The 19,302-nt window shown below is 70.6% G+C and carries 15 protein-coding genes; 7 read left to right on the forward strand and 8 right to left on the reverse strand.

Going from position 1 to position 19,302, the window contains the following annotated elements; translation table 11 throughout:
- Positions 1–158: 158 nt before the first annotated feature.
- Entirely contained in the window at positions 159–1,622 is a 1,464-nt protein-coding gene (locus tag ACGFNK_RS40540) for a benzaldehyde dehydrogenase (RefSeq protein ID WP_393424745.1), read from the reverse strand.
- A 37-nt stretch (positions 1,623–1,659) separates the two neighbouring features.
- On the reverse strand, positions 1,660–3,180 hold the full coding sequence (locus tag ACGFNK_RS40545; protein WP_393424748.1) for a GMC family oxidoreductase: 1,521 nt from the start codon (positions 3,178–3,180) through the stop codon (positions 1,660–1,662).
- A 160-nt stretch (positions 3,181–3,340) separates the two neighbouring features.
- On the opposite strand from ACGFNK_RS40545, the gene ACGFNK_RS40550 reads away from it, so the two are divergent.
- Positions 3,341–4,279 carry a helix-turn-helix domain-containing protein gene (locus ACGFNK_RS40550; protein WP_393424751.1) on the forward strand — a complete coding sequence of 313 codons (939 nt, stop codon included), beginning with the start codon at positions 3,341–3,343 and terminating at the stop codon, positions 4,277–4,279.
- 101 nt (positions 4,280–4,380) lie between these two features.
- Here ACGFNK_RS40550 and ACGFNK_RS40555 read toward each other — a convergent pair whose 3' ends face one another.
- Positions 4,381–6,762, reverse strand: coding sequence for an ABC transporter permease (locus ACGFNK_RS40555; RefSeq protein WP_393424754.1), 2,382 nt, complete (start codon positions 6,760–6,762; stop codon positions 4,381–4,383).
- Positions 6,759–7,451 (reverse strand): ABC transporter ATP-binding protein, encoded by a 693-nt coding sequence (locus ACGFNK_RS40560; RefSeq protein WP_393424757.1) that lies wholly within the window; start codon positions 7,449–7,451, stop codon positions 6,759–6,761. Before ACGFNK_RS40560 ends, ACGFNK_RS40555 begins: the two co-directional genes overlap by 4 nt.
- Before the next feature lie 229 nt (positions 7,452–7,680).
- Between ACGFNK_RS40560 and ACGFNK_RS40565 the strand changes: the two genes are divergently transcribed.
- The gene (locus ACGFNK_RS40565) at positions 7,681–8,982 is read left to right on the forward strand and encodes a sensor histidine kinase (RefSeq protein ID WP_393424760.1); all 1,302 of its coding nucleotides are present in this window, start codon (positions 7,681–7,683) and stop codon (positions 8,980–8,982) included.
- Positions 8,967–9,668 carry a response regulator gene (locus ACGFNK_RS40570; protein ID WP_393424763.1) on the forward strand — a complete coding sequence of 234 codons (702 nt, stop codon included), beginning with the start codon at positions 8,967–8,969 and terminating at the stop codon, positions 9,666–9,668. Before ACGFNK_RS40565 ends, ACGFNK_RS40570 begins: the two co-directional genes overlap by 16 nt.
- An 80-nt stretch (positions 9,669–9,748) precedes the next feature.
- On the opposite strand, the gene ACGFNK_RS40575 is transcribed toward ACGFNK_RS40570, so the two are convergent.
- Positions 9,749–10,396, reverse strand: coding sequence for a dihydrofolate reductase family protein (locus ACGFNK_RS40575; RefSeq protein ID WP_393424766.1), 648 nt, complete (start codon positions 10,394–10,396; stop codon positions 9,749–9,751).
- A 129-nt stretch (positions 10,397–10,525) separates the two neighbouring features.
- Between ACGFNK_RS40575 and ACGFNK_RS40580 the strand changes: the two genes are divergently transcribed.
- Together ACGFNK_RS40580 and ACGFNK_RS40585 are read left to right on the forward strand one after the other, a co-directional pair.
- A complete protein-coding gene (locus ACGFNK_RS40580) occupies positions 10,526–11,107 on the forward strand; it encodes a LysR family transcriptional regulator (RefSeq protein ID WP_393424769.1) in 582 nt (193 codons plus the stop codon).
- 109 nt (positions 11,108–11,216) lie between these two features.
- A complete protein-coding gene (locus tag ACGFNK_RS40585; RefSeq protein ID WP_393424772.1) occupies positions 11,217–13,388 on the forward strand; it encodes a TerD family protein in 2,172 nt (723 codons plus the stop codon).
- Between the two features lie 239 nt (positions 13,389–13,627).
- Here the strand turns inward: ACGFNK_RS40585 and ACGFNK_RS40590 are convergent, their stop codons facing one another.
- Positions 13,628–14,365, reverse strand: coding sequence for a TetR family transcriptional regulator (locus ACGFNK_RS40590; protein ID WP_393424775.1), 738 nt, complete (start codon positions 14,363–14,365; stop codon positions 13,628–13,630).
- Positions 14,366–14,515: 150 nt separating this feature from the next.
- Between ACGFNK_RS40590 and ACGFNK_RS40595 the strand changes: the two genes are divergently transcribed.
- Together ACGFNK_RS40595 and ACGFNK_RS40600 are read left to right on the forward strand one after the other, a co-directional pair.
- A complete protein-coding gene (locus ACGFNK_RS40595) occupies positions 14,516–16,057 on the forward strand; it encodes an APC family permease (RefSeq protein WP_393424778.1) in 1,542 nt (513 codons plus the stop codon).
- A 41-nt stretch (positions 16,058–16,098) separates the two neighbouring features.
- Positions 16,099–17,772, forward strand: a complete 1,674-nt coding sequence (locus ACGFNK_RS40600; RefSeq protein ID WP_393424781.1) for an amidohydrolase — start codon at positions 16,099–16,101, stop codon at positions 17,770–17,772.
- 9 nt (positions 17,773–17,781) lie between these two features.
- Here ACGFNK_RS40600 and ACGFNK_RS40605 read toward each other — a convergent pair whose 3' ends face one another.
- Both ACGFNK_RS40605 and ACGFNK_RS40610 read right to left on the reverse strand, forming a co-directional pair.
- On the reverse strand, positions 17,782–18,015 hold the full coding sequence (locus ACGFNK_RS40605; protein WP_393424784.1) for a hypothetical protein: 234 nt from the start codon (positions 18,013–18,015) through the stop codon (positions 17,782–17,784).
- Positions 18,016–18,494: 479 nt separating this feature from the next.
- Positions 18,495–19,280 carry a DUF5995 family protein gene (locus ACGFNK_RS40610; RefSeq protein WP_393424787.1) on the reverse strand — a complete coding sequence of 262 codons (786 nt, stop codon included), beginning with the start codon at positions 19,278–19,280 and terminating at the stop codon, positions 18,495–18,497.
- Positions 19,281–19,302 lie beyond the last annotated feature (22 nt).

Consider the following 19,302-nt stretch of genomic DNA (forward strand, 5'->3'; position numbering starts at 1 on the left):
TAGTTTCTCAACTGGCCGGTCCACGGTCCCCCGCCCGCTATCCGCCCCGCCGGGGGGGGGGGGGGTGGGGGGGGGGGGGGCCCCCCCCCCCCCCCCCCCCCCCACGACCGCACAGTGGTCAGACGCCGAAGTACGTACGACAGCGGCTCCCCGGAGAGCTAGAAGGGGAACGCGTGCGCCTGCTCGCGGTAGGTGACCCACTGCCACTGGGTGAATTCGTCCCAGCTGCTCTGGGAGCCGAACCGGCTGCCGTTGCCGGAGGCGCCCGTACCGCCGAAGGGTGCGTACGCGTCGTTGTTCAGGGTCTGGTCGTTGATGTGGACGATGCCGGTCCGCAGCCGTCGCGCCAGATCGCGGCCACGGTCCGGGGATCCCGTCTGCACCGCGGCGACCAGCCCGTACTCGGTGTTGTTGGCGACCGCGACCGCCTCGTCCTCGTCGCGCACGACGACGACCGGCGCCACGGGTCCGAAGATCTCCTCGCGGAACGCGGGCATCGACGTGGTCACGCCGGCCAGCACGGTGGGCTGGTAGAACAGCCCGTCGTACGAGCCGCCTGCCCTGACCTCGGCCCCCGCCCCGACGGTCTCCTCCACGATCCGGTGCACATTGTCCCGCTGCCGCTCGTTGATCAGCGGCCCGAGAGCCACCTGCCCCGTGAACGGATCGCCCACCGGAAGTCCCTGCGCCCGCTTGGCCAGCCGGTCGAGGTATTCGTCGGCGACGGATTCGAGCACGATGTGCCGGCCCGCGGTCATACAGACCTGGCCCTGGTGCAGGAACGCGCCCCATGCCCCCGCCGAACTGGCGATCTCCAGGTCGGCGTCGTCGAGCACGATCAGGGCGTTGTTGCCACCGAGTTCGAGCGAGACCCGCTTCAGCGTGCGCCCGGCGGTGGCGCCGACCTCACGGCCGACCGCCGTCGAGCCGGTGAAGGCGATCATCGCGACGTTCGGGTCCTCGGCCAGAGCCGCGCCGGGCCCGGCATCCCCGGGCAGCACATGCAGCAACCCGTCGGGCAGGCCGGCGGCCTCGAAGAGCCGCGCGACCAGCGTGCCTCCTGACACCGCCGTCTGTACGTCCGGCTTCAGGACGACCGCGTTGCCCAGCGCCAGCGCCGGCGCGACGGCACGGACGGAGAGGATGAACGGGAAGTTCCACGGACTGATCACACCGACCACGCCGAGCGGCACCCGGCGGGCGACGCTCTCCCGGCCGGGCTCACTGGCCGGCAGCAGGTGCCCCCAGGGCTGGGTGGGCAGCGCCGCCGCCTCCCACAACTCCCCCAGCACCAGGTCGACTTCGAACGCCGCCTTGCCCGGCACCGCTCCGCCCTCGCGGACGAGCCAGCGCTCGAACTCCGCACGGTTGTCGGCGAGGACGGCAGCGGCCTTGCGGATCACGGCGGCGCGGGACGGGCCGGTCGCCGCGGCCCAGTCGGCCTGTGCCTGGGCGGCTCGGGTGGTCGCGGCCGCCACGTCGTCGGCGTCGGCCAGGCCGACCTGGGCCAGGACGGCACCGGTCGCCGGTTCGGTGCTGTCCAGCACACCGCCGTGGGCGGTGGTCCAGCCATTGCTGTAGATCTTGCCCTGCCAGGAAACGTCATCGAGCAGTTCGGTCATCGCGGGGTTCTCCTCAGCTTCGCGTGAGCTCGGGTGGTCAGGCGCCGGGCCGGCGGATGAGGTCCGCTGCCTTCTCGCCGATCATGATCGTGGCGGCGTTGGTGTTGACGCAGACGAGCCTCGGCATGACCGAGGCGTCGGCCACCCGCAGGCCGTCCAGGCCGTGCACCCGCAGATCGGGCCCCACGACGGCCTCCGGCCCGACACCCATCGCGCACGTGCCGACCGGGTGGTAGTAGGTTCCGGTGCCCCGGGCGATGAACTCCCGCAGACCGGCCTCGTCCGTGACGTCCGGTCCGGGAAGCACCTCGCGGGCACGCCAGGGAGCGAACGGTTCGGAGGCGGCGATCTCGCGGGCGACCTCGATGCCGTGCAGCAGCCTGCGCACGTCGGACTCCGCGCCCAGATAGTTCGGATCGATCATTGGCGGCGTCTGCGGATCGGGCCCAGCGATCCGGATGGAGCCGCGTGCCTCGGGCACCGTGGCGACGCCGATGGTGAAGCTGTTCTCCGGGGCCTGAAGCGTCGGCGGGTGGAACGGCAGGTGAATGAACATCAGCTGCATGTCCGGGCCCGCGAGGGCCGGGTCACTGCGCCACAGCATCGACGTCTCGGCGTGGTTGGTGAGCCCGGGCGGAATGGGCCGGCTCGCCTCGTACACGATCCCGCACAGCGGATGGTCGTGCAGGTTGCGGCCGACACCGGGCAGGTCGTGCACGACCGCGACACCCGCCTGCTCCAACTCGTCGGCTGCGCCCACACCGGAGAGAAGCAGCAGCCGGGGCGAGTCGACCGCGCCCGCGCTGACCACCACCTCCGCATCCGCGTACGCGGTGACGAGCTCGCCGCGGCGTTCGTACTCGACACCGGTGCAGCGTGTGCCGTCGAACAGCAGCCTGTGGGCACGAGACTCCGTCGCGACCGTGAGATTCGGACGGCTGTCACGGACCGGGTGCAGATAGGCCGCCGCGGTGCTCTGGCGGTGTCCGCCGGTGATCGACAGGTCGTGCCAGCCGGCACCCTCCTGCACCTCTCCGTTGAAGTCGTCCGTCAGCGGATGACCGGTCGCCGCCGCCGCGTCGAGGAAGACCTGCGACAGCGGATTCGGCTGCGCCGACGGAGCCGGACGCATCGGGCCGCCCTCACCCCGGTACTGCGGATCCCGGCCACTGACGGTCTCCATGCGACGGAAGTAGGGCAGCACGGAGGCGTAGTCCCAGCCGTCGCAGCCCGCCTTGGCCCACTCGTCGAAGTCCGCGCCGTGTCCCCGCAGGTACACCATCGCGTTGATGCTGCTCGACCCGCCGAGCGTGCGCCCCCGAGGCCAGTTGTGGACCACCCCGCCGGTGCCGGGCTGGGGAACGGTGTCGTAGGAGTAGTCGACCTCCGTGCCCCACAGCGCGGGCCACGCGGGTGGCACGGCAATCTCGGGCGCGTCGTCGGCAGGACCGGATTCGAGCAGGAGAACCCGGGTGTCGTGATCTTCCGACAGCCGCGCGGCCAGAACGCAGCCGGCCGACCCGCCACCGATCACCACGTAGTCGTAACGAGAAGCCATGGCCAAGCCCACCTCTGATTCGGCGGTCCGGCGGGCCCCGTCGCCCGCGCGGTGAAAAACCTGCTACAGATTCTTGTCAGTCACGTTGCAGAGTTGTTGACTGATCCCGCCTCGGCCTTTGTCGTGCAAGGCCAAGTCTGGTGGGAGGGCGCACACAGTGATGTCGTCGACCGCAGGGACCGAACAGTCAAGCTCTCTCCCGGCCGAACTCTGGCGAGAGCAGTTGGGCAGTGCCTTCGGCCGACTCGTCCCAGAGGCCATCGGAGCACGGGCCGCCCATGGGCAGATGGCCGGCACTCAGCTCGGGACGATCGCGGCCTACCGGGTGAGCGGCACTCCGCAGGTGGTGCGGCGCACCCCCAGGGCCGTACGGCAGACACCGATCGACCTGCTCAAGGTCTGCGTACAGCTGAGCGGGTACGCCACCGTGTGCCAGGACGATCGCGAGATCGCGATCGCGCCCGGGCAGATGGCGATCTACGACACCGGCAGGCCCTACCACCTGCGTCTGGAGCGCCAGTGGTCGTGCGCGGTCATGGCCTTTCCCCGGGGCGCGTTGAGCCTGCCCGAGCGCATGGTCGTCACGTCGATGAGCCATGCCTATCCACTCGCGGACGGACCTGGCGCGGTGCTGGCCGGCTTCGTATCGTCCGCGGTTTCGCAGCGAGATTCGATCCCCCGGACATCCGCCGATCGGCTCGGCGAAGCGGGGCTGCATCTGGTGGCGGCGGCATTGAGTGACGCCGCCACCTGTGGCAACGATGGCGCAGCGGACGCATTGCGGCTGCAGATCCTGAACTACATCAGAGCGCACCTCGCCGAACTGGATCTGACGCATGCGCGGGTTGCCGCCGTCCACCACATGAGCGCGCGCACACTGCACCGACTGTTCGAGCACGAGCCATGCAGCGTCACCGACTACATCCGGTCATGCCGCCTCGAAGCGGCGATGCGTGACCTGGCCGACCCTCTGCTCGCCAATCGCAGCATCGCGGCGATCGCCGCCCACTGGTGCTTCGTCGGCCAGGCGCACTTCACTCGCGCCTTCCACGCCAAGTACGGCGTGAACCCCTCGACTGCCCGTCGCAACGCCGCGTAGTCGCCGGACCTCACGAGAGCCGCGCCGCCCCGCGGATCCGGCCATGAAGAGAGGCCGTCGGCCGTGCCTCCGCCTGACGCAGCGCGGCGAGACAGAGCCGGCTACTCCGTTCGCAAAGCCGTAGCCGTACGCGTCCTGGCCGCCCAGCCCGCCGGGAGCAGCGCGCCCAGTAGCGCGATGGCGATCCCGGCCAGCCCCAACAGGACCAGTTGCGGGGTCTCGTACACCTCGAGCACCGACGGCGGCAGATCGGTGCCCGCGGCGTGCCCCATCACGGGCAGTACAAAGCCGTGCAGCGCGAACCCGGCCGGTACACCGACGAGACCGCCGAGTACGCCGATCCCGGCCACCGAAGCGAGTACGAGGCTCACCGTCTGCCGCGGCGACATGCCGAGCGCCTTGCACACGCCCAGGTCATGGACGCGCTCCCGGGTGTCGAGGACGACGGAGTTGAGCACGCCGAGGCCGGCCACGGAGACCAGCATGAGGGTGAGCAGCGCCGCCATCGCCTCCAGGATGAGGATCATGTTCTCCTGTTCCGAAGGGGAGTTGGCCATGACGTCTCCGCCCAGTGGCTGCACCACCGCGGCGAGTTTCCTGGCGTACTCGGCGGGGGAGACGCCCGGCTTCACCTCGATGTGGAAGACCTGGGGCTTGGCCGCGGCGAAGCTGGCGAGGTCCGCGTGGATTGCCAGGCCGTCGTTCGAGGTGTCGAAGGCCTCGCCGACGATCCGCAGGGTCTGCGTGTCTTTCCCGAGGGTCACGCGCACCGTGTCGCCGATCCTGGTGCCGGTCCGTTCCAGGAAACCTGTGGGCACGACGACCTGCCCAGCGCCGGTGATCCAGTGCCCGGAGATCATCTCGTAGCTGCCAGGACGTGAATCGCCCTGGTAGAGGCTGGCCTCGACCGAGCCGGAGATGCCGGCCACGGTGACGTCGGTCTGGGACATGCCGTAGTACGAAGCGGTGCCTGCCTGCGCCTCGATGGCAGCGCGGACCTTCGCCGGGTCGGCGGACGGAGGCTCGTGGTTGGCCCCGGGGCCAGGTCCGCGGCCCGGGCCCACGCCCTCCCCGCCCGGTACGCCGCTGACGGCGGTGACCTGGGCGCGGTCCTCGGGATCCGACGCGTCGCCGACCGCGTTCAGCGACGCGGTCAGCCCCACCGCGAAGGTCGCCGCGACCGTGCCGAAGGCCACCGCGAGCAGCATCGCGGCCGTACGGACCGGGTGCGCGACGGGGCTTGCGAGGCCGTAGGTCACCGCCCGCGGCAGCGGCAGCCGCCCCGCCGCCCGGTGTGCCCACTGGCCGCGCCCCGTGCGCGGCGCCCGGCCGACCGCGATGGCCTCGACCGTCCGCAGTCTCCCGGCCCGCAGCGCGGGGGCCAGCGCCGCGATCCCGACGATGAGCAGCGCGGCGGCCGGCACCACGATGTCCACCCACCAGGCCACCGAGAGCGAGACAGTGCCGTACACCGACTCGGTGTCCTCGAGCAGCGGCACGGCCAGGAGGTTCCCCAGCACGACCCCCAGCGCTATACCGACGCCGGCCGGGATCAACGCCTGGGCCACATAGGCGCGTACGACCTCGCGCGGGGTGAAGCCGATGGCCTTGAGGATGCCGATCCTGCGCAGGCTGGTGCCGACCGAGCCGCTGACCACACTGCCGACGATGATCACCGACATCACGATGCCCAGCGCACCGAAGGCGATCAGGAACGGGATGGTCGCCGCCGCGCCCTGGTCGGCGGCGCGCTTGGTGTCCAGCCAGGACTCGGTGCCCAGCAGCGCCTCGGCGGGCACGGCGGCGGCGAGCTTATTCCGGTCCGCGGTGATCTGCTCCTTCGTCCCCGCGGAGTCGAAGCGGTAGAGCATCTGACTCGTGACCGGGCTGTCCTCCGACGCCAGTGCCCTGACCTGTCCGGGGGTCGCCCAGACGTCGGCGGTCTTGCTGGCCGACACGGCAAGGCCGACGACCGTCAGGGTCGGACTGTCCACGGCGTCCGAAGCCTTCATGGTGAAGCCGGGCTTGATGTCGGGTCCGGCGAACGAAGCGGACACCACGACCTCCCCCGGCTTCGCCGCCCACCGGCCGGACTTCAGGTCCAGGTCGTCCACGTCGCCGTGCGGATCGGACCGCCCGGCAAGGGTCAGCGCCGGAAAGTGCCCGCCACCGGGGCCTGTCGGGTGGATGATCGTCGACGGGAACGGCCCCGCGCTCGCCGTGACGCCGTCGAGCTGCCCGGTCTCCTTCAGCTGTGCCGTGCTCGCCTTGGCCGGATCGAACTGCGCGGTGACATGCGCACCGTGCTGCTTCGCGAAGGCGTGGTCGAACGGGGCATTCGTGGCGACCATGAGTGCCCCGGCGACCACGGCCGAGGCCACGGCCATCATCGTGGCCACGGCGATCACCAGCGTCTGGACCCGTCTCCGGCCCACCCCGGAGCGTACGACCCGGCCGAGCGCGCCGGTGCCGAAGCGGCTCATCGGACGGCCTCCACATGCGTACCGAGGGCGAGGTGACCGTCGACCAGATGAATCGCGCGGCTCGCGCACGCCTCCGCCAGCGCCAGGTCATGCGTGACCAGCACGATGGTCTGCCCGCCGCGGTGCAGATCCACCAGCAGTTCCCGTACGTCCTGGCCCGAGGCGGTGTCGAGCGCGCCGGTCGGCTCGTCGGCGAGCAGCAGCGCGGGCCGGTTGACCAGCGCCCGGGCGACCGCGACCCGCTGGCGTTCGCCGCCGGACAGCCGGCCAGGATAGGCGCGGGCGTGCTTCTGGATGCCCAGCACCTCCATGAGCTCACCGGCGCGGGCCGCCGCCTTGCGGCGCGCGGTCCCGGTCAGTTGGGCGGGGAGCTGGATGTTGTCGGCGACGGTGAGGTCGTCGAGCAGATTGAAGAACTGGAAGACCATGCCGATCCGCTCGCGGCGGAACCGGGCCAGCGCGTGCTCGCTCAGCTGGTCGATGCGCTGCCCCGCCACGGTCACGGCGCCTTCGGTGGGCTTGTCCAGGCCGGCGACGAGGTTCAGCAGCGTGGATTTGCCGCTGCCGGAAGGGCCCGTCACGGCAAGGGCCTCACCCTGGGCGACGCTGAGGTCGAGCGGTCCGAGCGCGGGCGCGTCGGCGCTGTCGTAGCGCTTGGCCACGCCCTCCAGTTCGATCACGTGAGTCATGGAGTGGTACGTCCTTACGGTCGAGAGGGCCCGGAGGGCTCATGCCTTGGCCGGTCCCGGCGAACGTAGGGGCGTGCGCTCGGATGGCGCGTCGGCCGCGGCACCGACATCCGGCCCTCCTGGCGGAGGACCCGGCCGCGGGGTCATCCCTGCGAAGTACGCCTGCGGGACAGCGCTTTGGCCGTGCAGGCGGACGCGGGCCCTGGTGGGCGGGCCGCACAATGAGCCCATGGAGACGGAGGACCGGCGCGGATGGCGTCAGCACCTGCGCGACGCGCTGCGCCCGGAGGCGAAGCCCGCGCCGTTGTCGCGGCGTGCGGTGCGCGCCGATGTGGTGCTGGCCGTCGTGCTGACCGTCGTCGCGCTGATCTGGCTCGCGCGTTATCCCGACAGCGGACCGGTCGGGATCGACCAGGACGTTCCGTTCCCTCCCCCGACGCCCCCGACGCCCCCGACTCCGGGCGGCCTGGTGCGGGAGGAGGAACCCTCGTCGGTGATCTGGCCTCTCGTCGTGCTGTCGGCACTGCCGCTGGCGGCCCGGCGGCGGTATCCGCTGGCCGCGTTCGCCGTGGTGATGGCCTCGACGCTGGCCATGGTCGACGACGCCTCCTGGATAAGCGTGCTGACCTGCGTCATCGGCGCGTACAGTGCCGTCGTCCACAGCCGTTACCGGATGTGGGCCATGGCCGCACTGGTCGTCGCCGCCGTGCTGGCAGGCCTCGCGTTCCGGGAGACGGAGCCCATCCTTCCGGGCTGGTCGAGCCCGGCAGTCGTGCTGCTGGTCGCCGGGGTGCTGGCCGGCCTGGTCCGGATCTGGCGCCGTCAGCTGGCGGCGAGCAGGAACCGGTACGCGCGGCTTCAGGAGGCCCAGGAGGAGGTCACGCGCCGGGCCGTCGAGGAGGAACGCGCCCGCATAGCCGCCGAGTTGCACGACGTCGTGACCCACAATGTGAGCGTGATGGTCATCCAGGCGGGTGCGGCGCGCAAGGTGATGGACGCGGCGCCGGAGCGGTCGAAGGAAGCACTGCTGGCGGTCGAGGCCGGAGGCCGGGCCGCCATGGCCGAACTCCGGCATGTGATGGGCCTGTTGGCCGGTCCTGGCACCGGTCGCCCCGACACCCCCGCCGACGGCCTGGAGCCGCAGCCCGGCCTCGGGCAGCTCGACGCCCTGACCGAGCGGGTCCGCGCCGCCGGGACACCGGTCGGCATCGCGGTGTCGCTGCCCCCGGACCCGCTGCCGCCCGGGGTGGACCTCGCGGCGTATCGCGTCGTGCAGGAGGCGCTGACCAACACGATCAAGCACGCACCCGGCGCCGAGGCGTCCGTCATGATCGGTTACGCCGACGACTGTCTGGAGATCGAGGTCACCGACACCGGCGGCGCCCACGACTCACCGCCGGCGGAAGGCAACGGCCGCGGCCTGATCGGGCTGCGCGAACGGCTGGCGGTCTACGGCGGCGAACTCACGGCCGGGCCGACCCTCGCCGGCGGATACCGGATCAAGGCCCGAGTCCCGTGGCGGACCGCGTGAACCGGCCGCCGCTGCGCGCGGTCATCGCCGACGACCAGGCCCTGGTGCGAACGGGATTCGGGATGATTCTCGCCGCCGACGGAATCGAGGTGACGGCCGAGGCCGCCGACGGGGCCGAGGCGGTCGCCGCCGTCCGGCGCACCCGGCCCGACGTCGTCCTCATGGACATCCGGATGCCGGGGACGGACGGCATCGAGGCCACCCGGCGGATCCTCGGCGGCGAAGGCCCGCATGAGACGCGGGTCATCATCCTCACCACGTACGACCTCGACCACTACGTCTACGCCGCGCTCACCGCCGGCGCCAGCGGCTTCCTGCTCAAGGACGTCACACCCGAGCACCTGGTGGCCGCCGTACGCCTGGTGCAGTCCGGCGACGCCCTGCTCGCGCCCACGATCACCCGTCGGCTGATCGAGCGCTTCGCCCACCGCGAAGAGGCCCGCCCGGCCGGCCTCCACCGAGACCTGTCCGGACTGACCCCGCGCGAGCTCGAGGTGCTCCGCCTGCTCGCGACGGGTCTCAGCAACGCCGAGCTCGCGGACCGGCTGTGCCTCAGCCCGACCACGGTCAAGACGCACATCGGCCGCATCCTGTCGAAGCTGGACCTCCGCGACCGCGTCCAGGCCGTGGTACTCGCCTATGAGACCGGACTGATCTCTCCGGGAGGCCCGACCGGGACCGGCTGACGCGGGCGGTTGTACGGGTCACCTGTCGCGCAGGTCCGCCACATACGGCTGATGGGCCGTCCTCCGGCCGGCCGAGAGGTTCAGTGACCCACACGGGTGAACGTCACATGCGTGACTCCGCTCGGCGAGGAGGTGGCCTCGACCTCGTGGTCCTTCTCGAGGCCTTCCAGTGCGTCCCAGAGGCGTACGCCTCGGCCGAGCAGGACCGGGACCACCACGATGTGCATGTGGTCGATGAGCCCGGCGGCAAAGAAGTCGCGGATCACGGTGGGACCCCCGCCGATGCGTACGTCCTGGCCGCCCGCGGCCTCGCGGGCCGTCTCGAGCGCCTTGGCGGGCGAAGTGTCGAGGAAGTGGAACGTCGTGCCGCCTTCCATCTCGATCGACGGGCGCGGGTGATGGGTGAGGATGAAGGTCGGTGTGTGGAACGGCGGGTTGGGCCCCCACCATCCCTTCCACTCCGGGTCCTCGTGCCATCCGGGCGGGCCGAACTTCCCGGCGCCCATGATCTCGGCGCCGATCCCGGGCGTAGTCTGCCGCCCGAAGGCGTCGTCGATGCCGCGGGTCCCGCCGGATTGGCCGGTCACCTGGTGCCAGAACCGGGTGGCGAACATCCACTCGTGCAGCCCCTCGCCGGCGTGGCCGAACGGCGCGTCACGGCTCAGGCCCTCACCGGTGCCGAAGCCGTCGAGCGAGATGGAGAAGTTGTGGACGCGGGCGAGTGACATGGCCGGCGACTCCTTTCCTTCTGCTGGTCGAGATTCGTCCGGTCAGCTCGGTCATGAAGCGATGATGGCCGCCCGATGTCATGACGTCCAATGCCAGTTCTTCCCAGGTCTCATAGACAAACTTGATCCATGCTGAACCTGACTCAGCTCAAGGTCCTTGAGGCTGTCGCCCGCCATGGATCGGTGACCGAAGCGGCGAAGGAGCTGCATTACTCCCAGCCGTCGGTCAGCCACCACCTGGGGCGGCTGGAAGCCGCCACCGGCGCCAGGCTCATCCGACGAGTGGGCTACCTCGTCAGCGACCAACCCGATCAGCGTCTGGAAGACCACCGTGACTCCGCCTGGGTCGGCGGCTGCGAACGCTGCCGAGCCGCCACGATCACGGCCTGCGAGCGCGCCGGCTTCACCCCACGCATCGCCTACTCCTGCGACGACACGGTCGTCTCCCAGGCACTGGTGGCCGCCGGGATGGGTGTCGCCATACTCAACGGACTCGCGTTGCAGGCCCACCGGGCGCCGGGCATCCACGCCACACAGCTCACCGGCAACGCCCGCCGGATCTACGCCGCCACATACGGCGATCCGCCAGACCCACCCGCCACGACCGCGCTGATCGAGATCCTGGCATCTCAGCCCCGAGTACCGAACCGGGACGAGGCAGGAGGGCCGACACTGGTCAGCAGATCCAGCACGAGTGCAGATCGGCGCTGAGGAGGCAGCAGCTCGGCCGTACCACGCGCTGTCGAGGTGATCGCGGCGTGGGAGCGCGTACAAGAAAACTCCTGTGCGCCGGCTCGCACACCTCTGCGATCATCCTCGAATGGCGCAAAGTTTCGAATCGCTGGTCATCCGGCACACCCACCGCCTTCCCTCCCCCAAGGGCTCCGCAGGGGAAGGAGCCACCGCCGCGCGGCAGTTCGACGCGGCGCTGACATCCGTGGGCTTCAAGCTCTCGGCGGAGCTGCTGGCGCGGCTGTCGGGGCTGTCCGAGGCCGCGGTCGTGCACACCGCCAAGCGGACGCTGCGCACTGTGAGCGAGATGGTGGGCGACCACGTCCGGCACAACTCGTACTTCATCGACTTTCCGGCGAACGTGCCGGACACCGAAGAGTTCTGGATGCGGTGTGTGACGCAGGCGCTCAGCGACGACAAGGCGCGTGAGAACGTCCTGACGCAGCTGGCACACGGGGTGCTGGACCTGCTCAGCCTCCCCACGTACGGCCGCTACCAGCACACCTACGTGGAGATGCTCGCGGCGCAGGACGAGCTGATCGCCTCGGCGGGCGACCGGGTGACCGTCCTGCACCTCGGGCGGGACCTGGACGACGAACTCACGGACCTGTACCTGGCCTTGGCGGGCAGCACGACGCCACTGGGTGAGGACCACCTGCGCGACCTGAAGACCCTCGCCGAGCGGTGCGCGCTGGGCCCCCAGCCGGAGTCGATCCCGGTCCGGGAGAACCGGGCGGTGGTCAACGAGGCCCGTCTCGCTGTCGGCGCGGACCTTCTGCTGGACACCGTCACCGATGTGCTGCGGCTGGCCTGCGCGCTGTCGGGCGGCGATGTGACGCTGCAGGAGCCGACCCTGTTTCGGGCTCTCTCGCGGCGGGCCCGCCGTGCGCTGCTCGCGGGCCTCGATGCCGTGGTCGCGGCGAACCCCGCCAAGCTGGCCGATGTGCACGCGCACCGCGAGCCTTTCAAGCGGCTCGGTGAGCGTCTCCACCCGCACGAGTACCCGCGCTGGCCGCACGCCTCCGATGTGTTCGCCGTAGCGCGGGGCGAGAAGGAGGCGCGGTCCTTCGACGGCCGTGTCGAGAAGCTGCTCGACGAGTTCGACGTCCTCGGTGCGGTGCAGCTGCTGAAGTCCGCTCCCGGCAAGCTGTTCCGCGCCCTGGACCTCCTGCTGCGTATCGCCGCCGACCAGGAGGAGCGGGACGCGGTGGTGGCCGCCGCGGTGCGGGTCGCACCCGAGGTCTCCGGCCGGGTCGTGCTCTCGGTGCGCGAGCACTTCCACAACCGGGAGCGGGAGACCGACGAGCTCCGCATCTTCGTCAACCGCCGGGGCCGCGCCTGGGTGACCCCCGACTTCCGGCCGCCGGTACCGGCGGCCGACCGCGACCGGCTGATCGCCGCCCTCGACGCCGAACTGCGCCGTCGGCTCCGGGCGCCGGGCCGGTTGCTGCTCGACCCCGACGTCCTCGACGTGGCGCTCCCGCTCAGCGGCCGGGCGACGGCGGCCGGGCTCGGGGTGCTGCCGCGAGGGTCGGTCTCGGCGGTCGACGGTGAGCGGCTGCGCTTCTTCGTGTACTGGAAGGAGACCGAGGACCGGACCGACTACGACCTCTCGGCGCTGCTTCTCCACAGCGACTACAGCACCGACTCCTGGCTCTCCTACACGTCTCTGACGGCTGTCGGGGGCCGGCACTCGGGCGATGTCACCGAGGCGCCCGACGGGGCCTCGGAGTTCATCGACCTGTCCCTGGACCGGGTACGCAGCTCGTTCATCGTTCCGGAGGTCAACATCTACGCGGGCGAGGGTTTCGACGAGGTCGAGGAGTCCTTCTTCGGTTTCATGCTGCGCGACAGTGAGCAGAAGGGCCGGCCGTTCGAGCCGCGCACGGTGCGGATGAAGTCGGAGCTTCGCGGGGTGGGTCGAGTGGCGCTGCCGCTGGTGTTCCGGCGCGAGGACGACGGCCGGTGGAGCGCGAAGTGGCTGCACCTGTACCTGAAGGGCATCTCGTCGGCCAACCGGGTCGAGGAGAACCAGGTGTCGGTGTCCAAGGTGGTGCGCGCCCTCGTGGAGCGGGAACAGCTGACGGTGCGATACCTGATCAACCTGATGTCCGGCGACACCACGGCCACGGACCTGTGGGAAGGCGAGGCGGTCCCGGACGAGCCGGTGACGTACATCGGTCTCGAACGTCCCGAGGGGCTGCACCCGGACTCCCGGGTCATCACCCTCGAAAATCTGCGCGACTTGATCCCGGGCTGAGTGCTAGCGTTGCCCACGGCGAGGCCATGAAGGGGCTTCCTTCTCATTCACTCCAAATGAACTCAAGTCCTTTCGCTTTCCTCGCCCTTGAGGTCGCTCCGGGCGGCGCCCGCGCTCACCGCGCGAGCGCCGCCTGAGCCGTTTTCAGGGCCTGTTCCGCGTAGCCACGGCCGAGAACACGGCGTGCACCAGCAGCGGGAAGAGCCGGCAGCAGCCGCGCGGTGGCGTCGCGGCTCTCCTCACTCCGGCCCGGAGTTGCGGGAGGCCAAGTCCGGGTCCTGAGTGCGTCTCGCCGGGGCGCGGCCCGCCAGTGCCTCCAGCAAGAGGTCGACCGCCTCCTCGAAGGAGCTGTTTCCCATGGTGTGCAGTTCCTGGCGCACGGAGGTCAGCGCGGGATATGCGGCGGGGTCCAGCCCTTGGTAGACATCGCGCCACGCCCGGTGGTCGGCCTCGCGCTGTTGTCGCGGGAGTGCCTGGAACGCGGCGTCCATGGCCGCGTGGCTGAGCACGGTGTCGATGAACGTCAGATACAGGCGCGTCGCGTCGGCCGGTTCGAAGCCCGCGGACAACAGCAGGCCGATGCCGGTCTCCACGGCACGGATCTCGTTCTCGCGCCGGGTCACCCGGTACGAGGCGAAGGCCGCCGCGCGAGGGTGGGCGAGGTACCCGGCGCGAACCCGCAGGGCCACCTCGCGCAGGTCGGCCACCCAGTCGCCCCCGGGGGCGAACCCCGCCATGGCGTCGCCGATGATGCGGTCGGCGATGGCGAGCACCAGGTCGTCGGTCCCGTGGAAGTAGCGGTAGAGAGCGCTCGGATCACAGCCGAGCGCCGTGCCGAGCCGGCGCACGCTGAGCGCCTCCGGGCCGTGCTCGCCGATCAGCCGCAGGGCGGTCTCCACGATCAGGTCCTCCGACAGCAGAACCCCTGAGCGGGTGGGACGGCGGCGTCTGCGTTCCTGCGGGACACGGGTGGGCATACCGGGGCTCCCTCTCGTCACGGGATTCGCGTACCGGCAGTGAAGGGTCCCGCCCGCCTTATGTCAACAGCATTGACGCAAAACGAACGCCCGGGGTTCCATCACAGTCCGCGCGGCTCTCCCTCGTCCCCTTCTCCGCGAGGAGCCCTCATGCCGTCCCTGTCTCCCCAACCGTCCATACCGCCTCCGTCCTCACCACCGGCCCCGCCCGGCGGGCCGGGCACCGGACTGCACCGTTCCCTCGGCGTCGTCGACGGCGTCGCCATCGCCGCCTCCAGCACGGCCGCCACCACCAGCATCGCCATCGGCATGGGCACGATCGCCACCATCGTGGGCCTGCAGGCACCGGCGCTCCTGCTCCTCGCCTTCCTGCCCGTGCTCGGCATCGCCACCGCGTACGCCCGCCTCAACCGCTCCGAACCCAACTGCGGCAACGGCTACACCTGGGTCGGCAAGTCCCTCGGCCCGTGGCCCGGCTTCCTGACCGGCTGGGTCACCATCGCCGGCTCGGTCATCTTCTGCGCCTACACCAGCGCGGTCATGGGTTCGGTCGTCCTGACCTTCGCCAACAAGGCGGGCCTGCACAGTCTGGCGGGCATCGCCCTTGATCCGTCGTCCACCGGTGTCAGTACGGCCGTCGGGCTGGTGCTGCTGCTCGGCCTCACCGCTCTCGCCGTCACCGGGATGCGCGCCACCACCCGCTTCCAGTTCGCCCTGCTGGTCTTCGAGTACACCGTGCTGCTGGCATTCTGCGGCTGGGCTCTGATCACCGGCGAACAGTCCTTCTCCTTCTCCTGGTTCAACCCGTTCGAGATCTCCGACGGCACCGCCTTCGCCCAGGGCATGGTCCTCGCGGTGTTCTTCTTCTGGGGCTGGGACGCGGCCTTCAGCGTCACCGAGGAGACGAAGAGCCCGGGTGACTCGGCACGCGGCGGGCTGATCGCCCTGTTCGCCATGCTCGGCCTGTTCCTCTTCGCCTCGGTCGCCTTCCAGCGGGAGATGAGCCTGACCGAACTCATCGAGAACGGCCCGCAGGCCCTGCCGTACCTCGGTCAGAAACTGGCCGCCGAACCCTGGGCCACCCTGCCCCTGGTCGCCCTGATGTTCTCGGCCGCGGCCTCCGTGCAGTCCACGCTGATTCCCACGGCGCGCGGGCTGCTCGCGATGGGCCGGGACCGCACCATGGGGCCGCTGTGGACCCGGGTGCACCCGCGGTACGGCACTCCCGCCGCCGGAACGATCGTGGTGCTGTCCATCGCCGCCGTGATCGCCCTGCTGGCCGTCGGCATCCCGCGGCTGAGCGACATGCTGCTGGCCGCCGTCAACTCCATCGGTCTGCTGGTCGCCCTCTACTACGGCCTCACCGCGCTCGCGTGTGCCGTCCGCTTTCGGTCCTCGCTGCACGACGGGCTGCGTACGGCCGTGCTCGCCGTGGGCGTGCCCGCCGTGTCCGGTCTGATGCTGCTGGGCCTCGGCGGCTATCTCGGATACTCGTACCTGACCATGAGCGACCACTTCGAACTGAGCCCCGACAACGGGTGGTTCATGTTCTCCCTGCCCACCTTCATCATCCTCGTCGGCCTCGGTATGGCCGCGGTCGCCAAGTACGTCCGCCGTTCGCCGTACTTCACCACGGGACGCGGCACGGACGCCGACGCCATCGCCCTCCCTATGGACCGCGCGGCCGTCTGAATCACCGCCTCCTTCAAACCCCCCTCCATGGAGTTCACCGCATGTCGCAGTACCAGGTCACGGGTCCCGCCGATCTCGTCTTCACCGGCGGACCCGTCCATACCGTCGATCCCGCCCGCAGCCGCGCCACCGCCGTGGCCGTGCACGGTGGGCGGATCACGGCCGTCGGCCACGACGAGGTGCACGCGCTGATCGGTCCGGGCACGGAGGTCGTCGACCTCGCCGGGAAGCTGTTGCTGCCCGGCTTCCAGGACGCCCATGTGCACCCGCAGGGCGCGGGCCTGGAACTGGGTCTGTGCCACCTGGCCGACACGGTCGACCCCGCCGAGTACGTGCGGCGGATCCGGGCGTACGCCGACGAGAACCCGGACGCCGAATGGATAACCGGCGGCGGCTGGTCCCTGGAGGCCTTCCCTGGCGGCTCCCCCACCGCCGCGGTCCTCGACGCCGTCGTCCCCGACCGGCCCGTCTTCCTGCCCAACCGGGACCACCACGGCGCCTGGGTCAACACCCGGGCACTGGAACGGGCCGGCATCGACGCCCGCACCCCCGACCCCGCCGACGGCCGGATCGAACGCGACGCCGAGGGAAACCCGACCGGCATGCTCCAGGAGGGCGCCGTTCATCTCGTGGGCCGGCTGGTGCCCGTCCCCACGCCCGAGGAACAACTGGCCGCGCTGCTACGTGCCCAGGCCGTGCTGCACTCCCACGGTGTCACCGCCTGGCAGGACGCCATCGTCGGCGCGTACGCCAACATGGCCGACCCGGCACCCTCTTACCACGCGGCCCTGGACCGGGGCCTGCTCACCGCCCGCGTCGTCGGCGCACTGTGGTGGGACCGCGAACGCGGCCCCGAGCAGATCCCCGAACTCGTGGCGCGACGCGAGGAGTTGAGCAAAGGGCGGTTCCGCGCCGGCACCGTGAAGATCATGCAGGACGGCATCGCCGAGAACCACACCGCCGCCATGCTCGACCCTTATCTCACCGGCTCCGGCTGCGGCTGTGTCGCGGACACCAGCGGCATCAGCTTCGTCGAACCGGGCGAGTTGAAGAAGTACGTCACCGAGCTCGACACGCTCGGCTTCCAGGTCCACTTCCACGCTCTCGGCGACCGCGCGGTGCGCGAAGCACTCGACGCCGTGGACACCGCCCGCACCGCCAACGGACACCGCGACACACGCCACCACCTGGCACATCTCCAGGTCGTCCACCCCCATGACATACCGCGGTTCCGAGCGCTGGGCGCCACCGCCAACCTGCAGATGCTGTGGGCCGCCCACGAGCCGCAGATGGACGAACTGACCCTGCCCTTCCTGGGCCCCGAACGCGGCGCCCGGCAGTATCCGTTCGGAGATCTGCTGCGCGCGGGGGCAACGCTCGCCGCGGGAAGCGACTGGCCGGTCAGCAGCCCCGACCCGCTGCAGGCCATCCATGTCGCCGTCAACCGCGTCTCCCCGAACGCGCCCGAGGGCACCCCCGAGTTCCTGCCCGGACAACGCCTCGACCTGGGCGCCGCCATCGCCGCGTACACGGCGGGCAGCGCCTACGTGAACCACCTCGACGCCATCACCGGCAGCATCACCGCCGGCAAGGCGGCCGACCTGGTCGTCCTCGACCGCGACCCGTTCACGGGCCCGCCCGAGGAGATCGCGGCCACCCGGGTCCTGGAGACGTTCGTGGAGGGAGCACGCGTCCACACGGCCCGCGATGCCTGAGCTTGTTCCTCAACCTCCGTCTGCTTCGTATGGCGCTGATGGTTGGTTCCATACGGCGTCAAACCGGCTGATGATCTGGCGGAGTTCGCGGGCGCTTCGAGGTGACATGGCCTGCATCACGGTCTCGAGGAGAGCGCGGGCTTCGAGGGGATCGGCGCAGCAGTGCCAGTGCACGTTGCCCCACTCGTACTCGTGCCACAGCTGGCGCTCGGGACGGTGGACGTAGTCCTTCCACAGGCGCACGCCCGCACTGACGTCTCCTGGCTGCAGCTAGTTGCGGGTGCGCTCGAGACGGAAGATCTCGGACAGTGCACGGGAGGACAAGCCGTCGATGACTGGCTTCGCACCTGGTGTCCGGTGGCGGGAGGTGCCGGCCCGGATGTGTCCTGGCCGTCTACGCGGCATGGACCTTTCGGTTCGTCGTCATGCCGCACATGCTCCCACGATCTCGAGCGATATCTCGAACGGATTCGCTCGGGCCCGGTGACACCACCCCCAGGTCATCCCATCGACAGGAAACTCCGGTGCAAACCGTATGCCGCCCCTCACATGCCCGCCGACGCCCGGGGGACCGCGGTCGCCCGGGCGTCGGCAGGGGAATCGTCCTCACGGGGCCTGCTGAAGCGCTTCGTCGAGCGACAGCCAAGGCTCGTTCTGACACTGGGTGATCAGATGTTCGGCACCGGCTCCGGCGGGATGCCGGACGGTCGATCCGCCGGGCCTCAGCCCGTCCCCTGCCGGACGGAGGGGCGGTCCATGGTGTTGTCCAAATGCGTGATGACGGCCGGCACGTCATCACTCTCGGTGCTCCGGATCAGCTGCAGGGCCGGCCGGACGAGGCCGCCCGGCCGCGCCGTCAACCGTGCGAGCACGGCGGCCCGGATGTCGAGCCGCTCGATGGTGGCCTCGCGCTCCTCTTCGTTCTGACCGGCAAGCAGGACGGCGTTGTACCACGCCTCCTTGCGGGACTGACGGACACTGAAGTCGAGGATCCGCTCGTCGGTACGGCCTCCGACCTGATCCAGCAGCGACATGAGTGGCGAGAGGGCGCCGACCGAGTCCTGCACCGCCAGCGCCACCCGCGCAAGGATGTCGTTGATCAGCAGAAAGTCGCGCCGCAACGCGTGGACGGCCTCGCCCGGGCTGGTCCGCGCGGCGGCGATGGCCAGGTCGAGGTTGATGTGCGCGTTCACGCCGAGTATCAGGTGCTGGACGATGACGGTGTCGGCGTCGTCGAGCAGCCCGAACGCCTCGCGCCAACAACGCGGCCCGCTCTGGTCACGACGCCAGGCGTCGTACGCGTCGAAGTAGCGGTTTCCGAAGTGCGTGTCGAAACGGTCCATTCGGGCGCCGTCGTCGAACAGCCCACCGTGAATGGCCGTACGGACCTCAACGGTCACCTGTCGGTACAGCGCCGCGAAGTACCCGACCCGGTCACCGGCGCGGCCGGCCTCCCGCACGATCCCGGCAAGCCCGTCCACGACATCGTCGATGTTCTCTGCCGCCATGCCCAACTCCCTCTCGCGGTCC

Source organism: Streptomyces sp. NPDC048825 (assembly GCF_043198355.1).
Lineage (GTDB): Bacteria > Actinomycetota > Actinomycetes > Streptomycetales > Streptomycetaceae > Streptomyces > Streptomyces xiangluensis.

What these genes read in the sequence shown, in the direction of transcription:
- ACGFNK_RS40565 (WP_393424760.1), top strand. Translation starts at nt 7,681, where the DNA reads ATGGAGACGGAGGACCGGCGCGGATGGCGTCAGCACCTGCGCGACGCG.
- ACGFNK_RS40560 (WP_393424757.1), bottom strand. Translation starts at nt 7,451, where the DNA reads ATGACTCACGTGATCGAACTGGAGGGCGTGGCCAAGCGCTACGACAGC.
- ACGFNK_RS40540 (WP_393424745.1), bottom strand. Translation starts at nt 1,622, where the DNA reads ATGACCGAACTGCTCGATGACGTTTCCTGGCAGGGCAAGATCTACAGC.
- ACGFNK_RS40545 (WP_393424748.1), bottom strand. Translation starts at nt 3,180, where the DNA reads ATGGCTTCTCGTTACGACTACGTGGTGATCGGTGGCGGGTCGGCCGGC.
- ACGFNK_RS40575 (WP_393424766.1), bottom strand. Translation starts at nt 10,396, where the DNA reads ATGTCACTCGCCCGCGTCCACAACTTCTCCATCTCGCTCGACGGCTTC.
- ACGFNK_RS40580 (WP_393424769.1), top strand. Translation starts at nt 10,526, where the DNA reads ATGCTGAACCTGACTCAGCTCAAGGTCCTTGAGGCTGTCGCCCGCCAT.
- ACGFNK_RS40610 (WP_393424787.1), bottom strand. Translation starts at nt 19,280, where the DNA reads ATGGCGGCAGAGAACATCGACGATGTCGTGGACGGGCTTGCCGGGATC.
- ACGFNK_RS40585 (WP_393424772.1), top strand. Translation starts at nt 11,217, where the DNA reads ATGGCGCAAAGTTTCGAATCGCTGGTCATCCGGCACACCCACCGCCTT.
- ACGFNK_RS40555 (WP_393424754.1), bottom strand. Translation starts at nt 6,762, where the DNA reads ATGAGCCGCTTCGGCACCGGCGCGCTCGGCCGGGTCGTACGCTCCGGG.
- ACGFNK_RS40590 (WP_393424775.1), bottom strand. Translation starts at nt 14,365, where the DNA reads ATGCCCACCCGTGTCCCGCAGGAACGCAGACGCCGCCGTCCCACCCGC.
- ACGFNK_RS40550 (WP_393424751.1), top strand. Translation starts at nt 3,341, where the DNA reads ATGTCGTCGACCGCAGGGACCGAACAGTCAAGCTCTCTCCCGGCCGAA.
- ACGFNK_RS40595 (WP_393424778.1), top strand. Translation starts at nt 14,516, where the DNA reads ATGCCGTCCCTGTCTCCCCAACCGTCCATACCGCCTCCGTCCTCACCA.
- ACGFNK_RS40600 (WP_393424781.1), top strand. Translation starts at nt 16,099, where the DNA reads ATGTCGCAGTACCAGGTCACGGGTCCCGCCGATCTCGTCTTCACCGGC.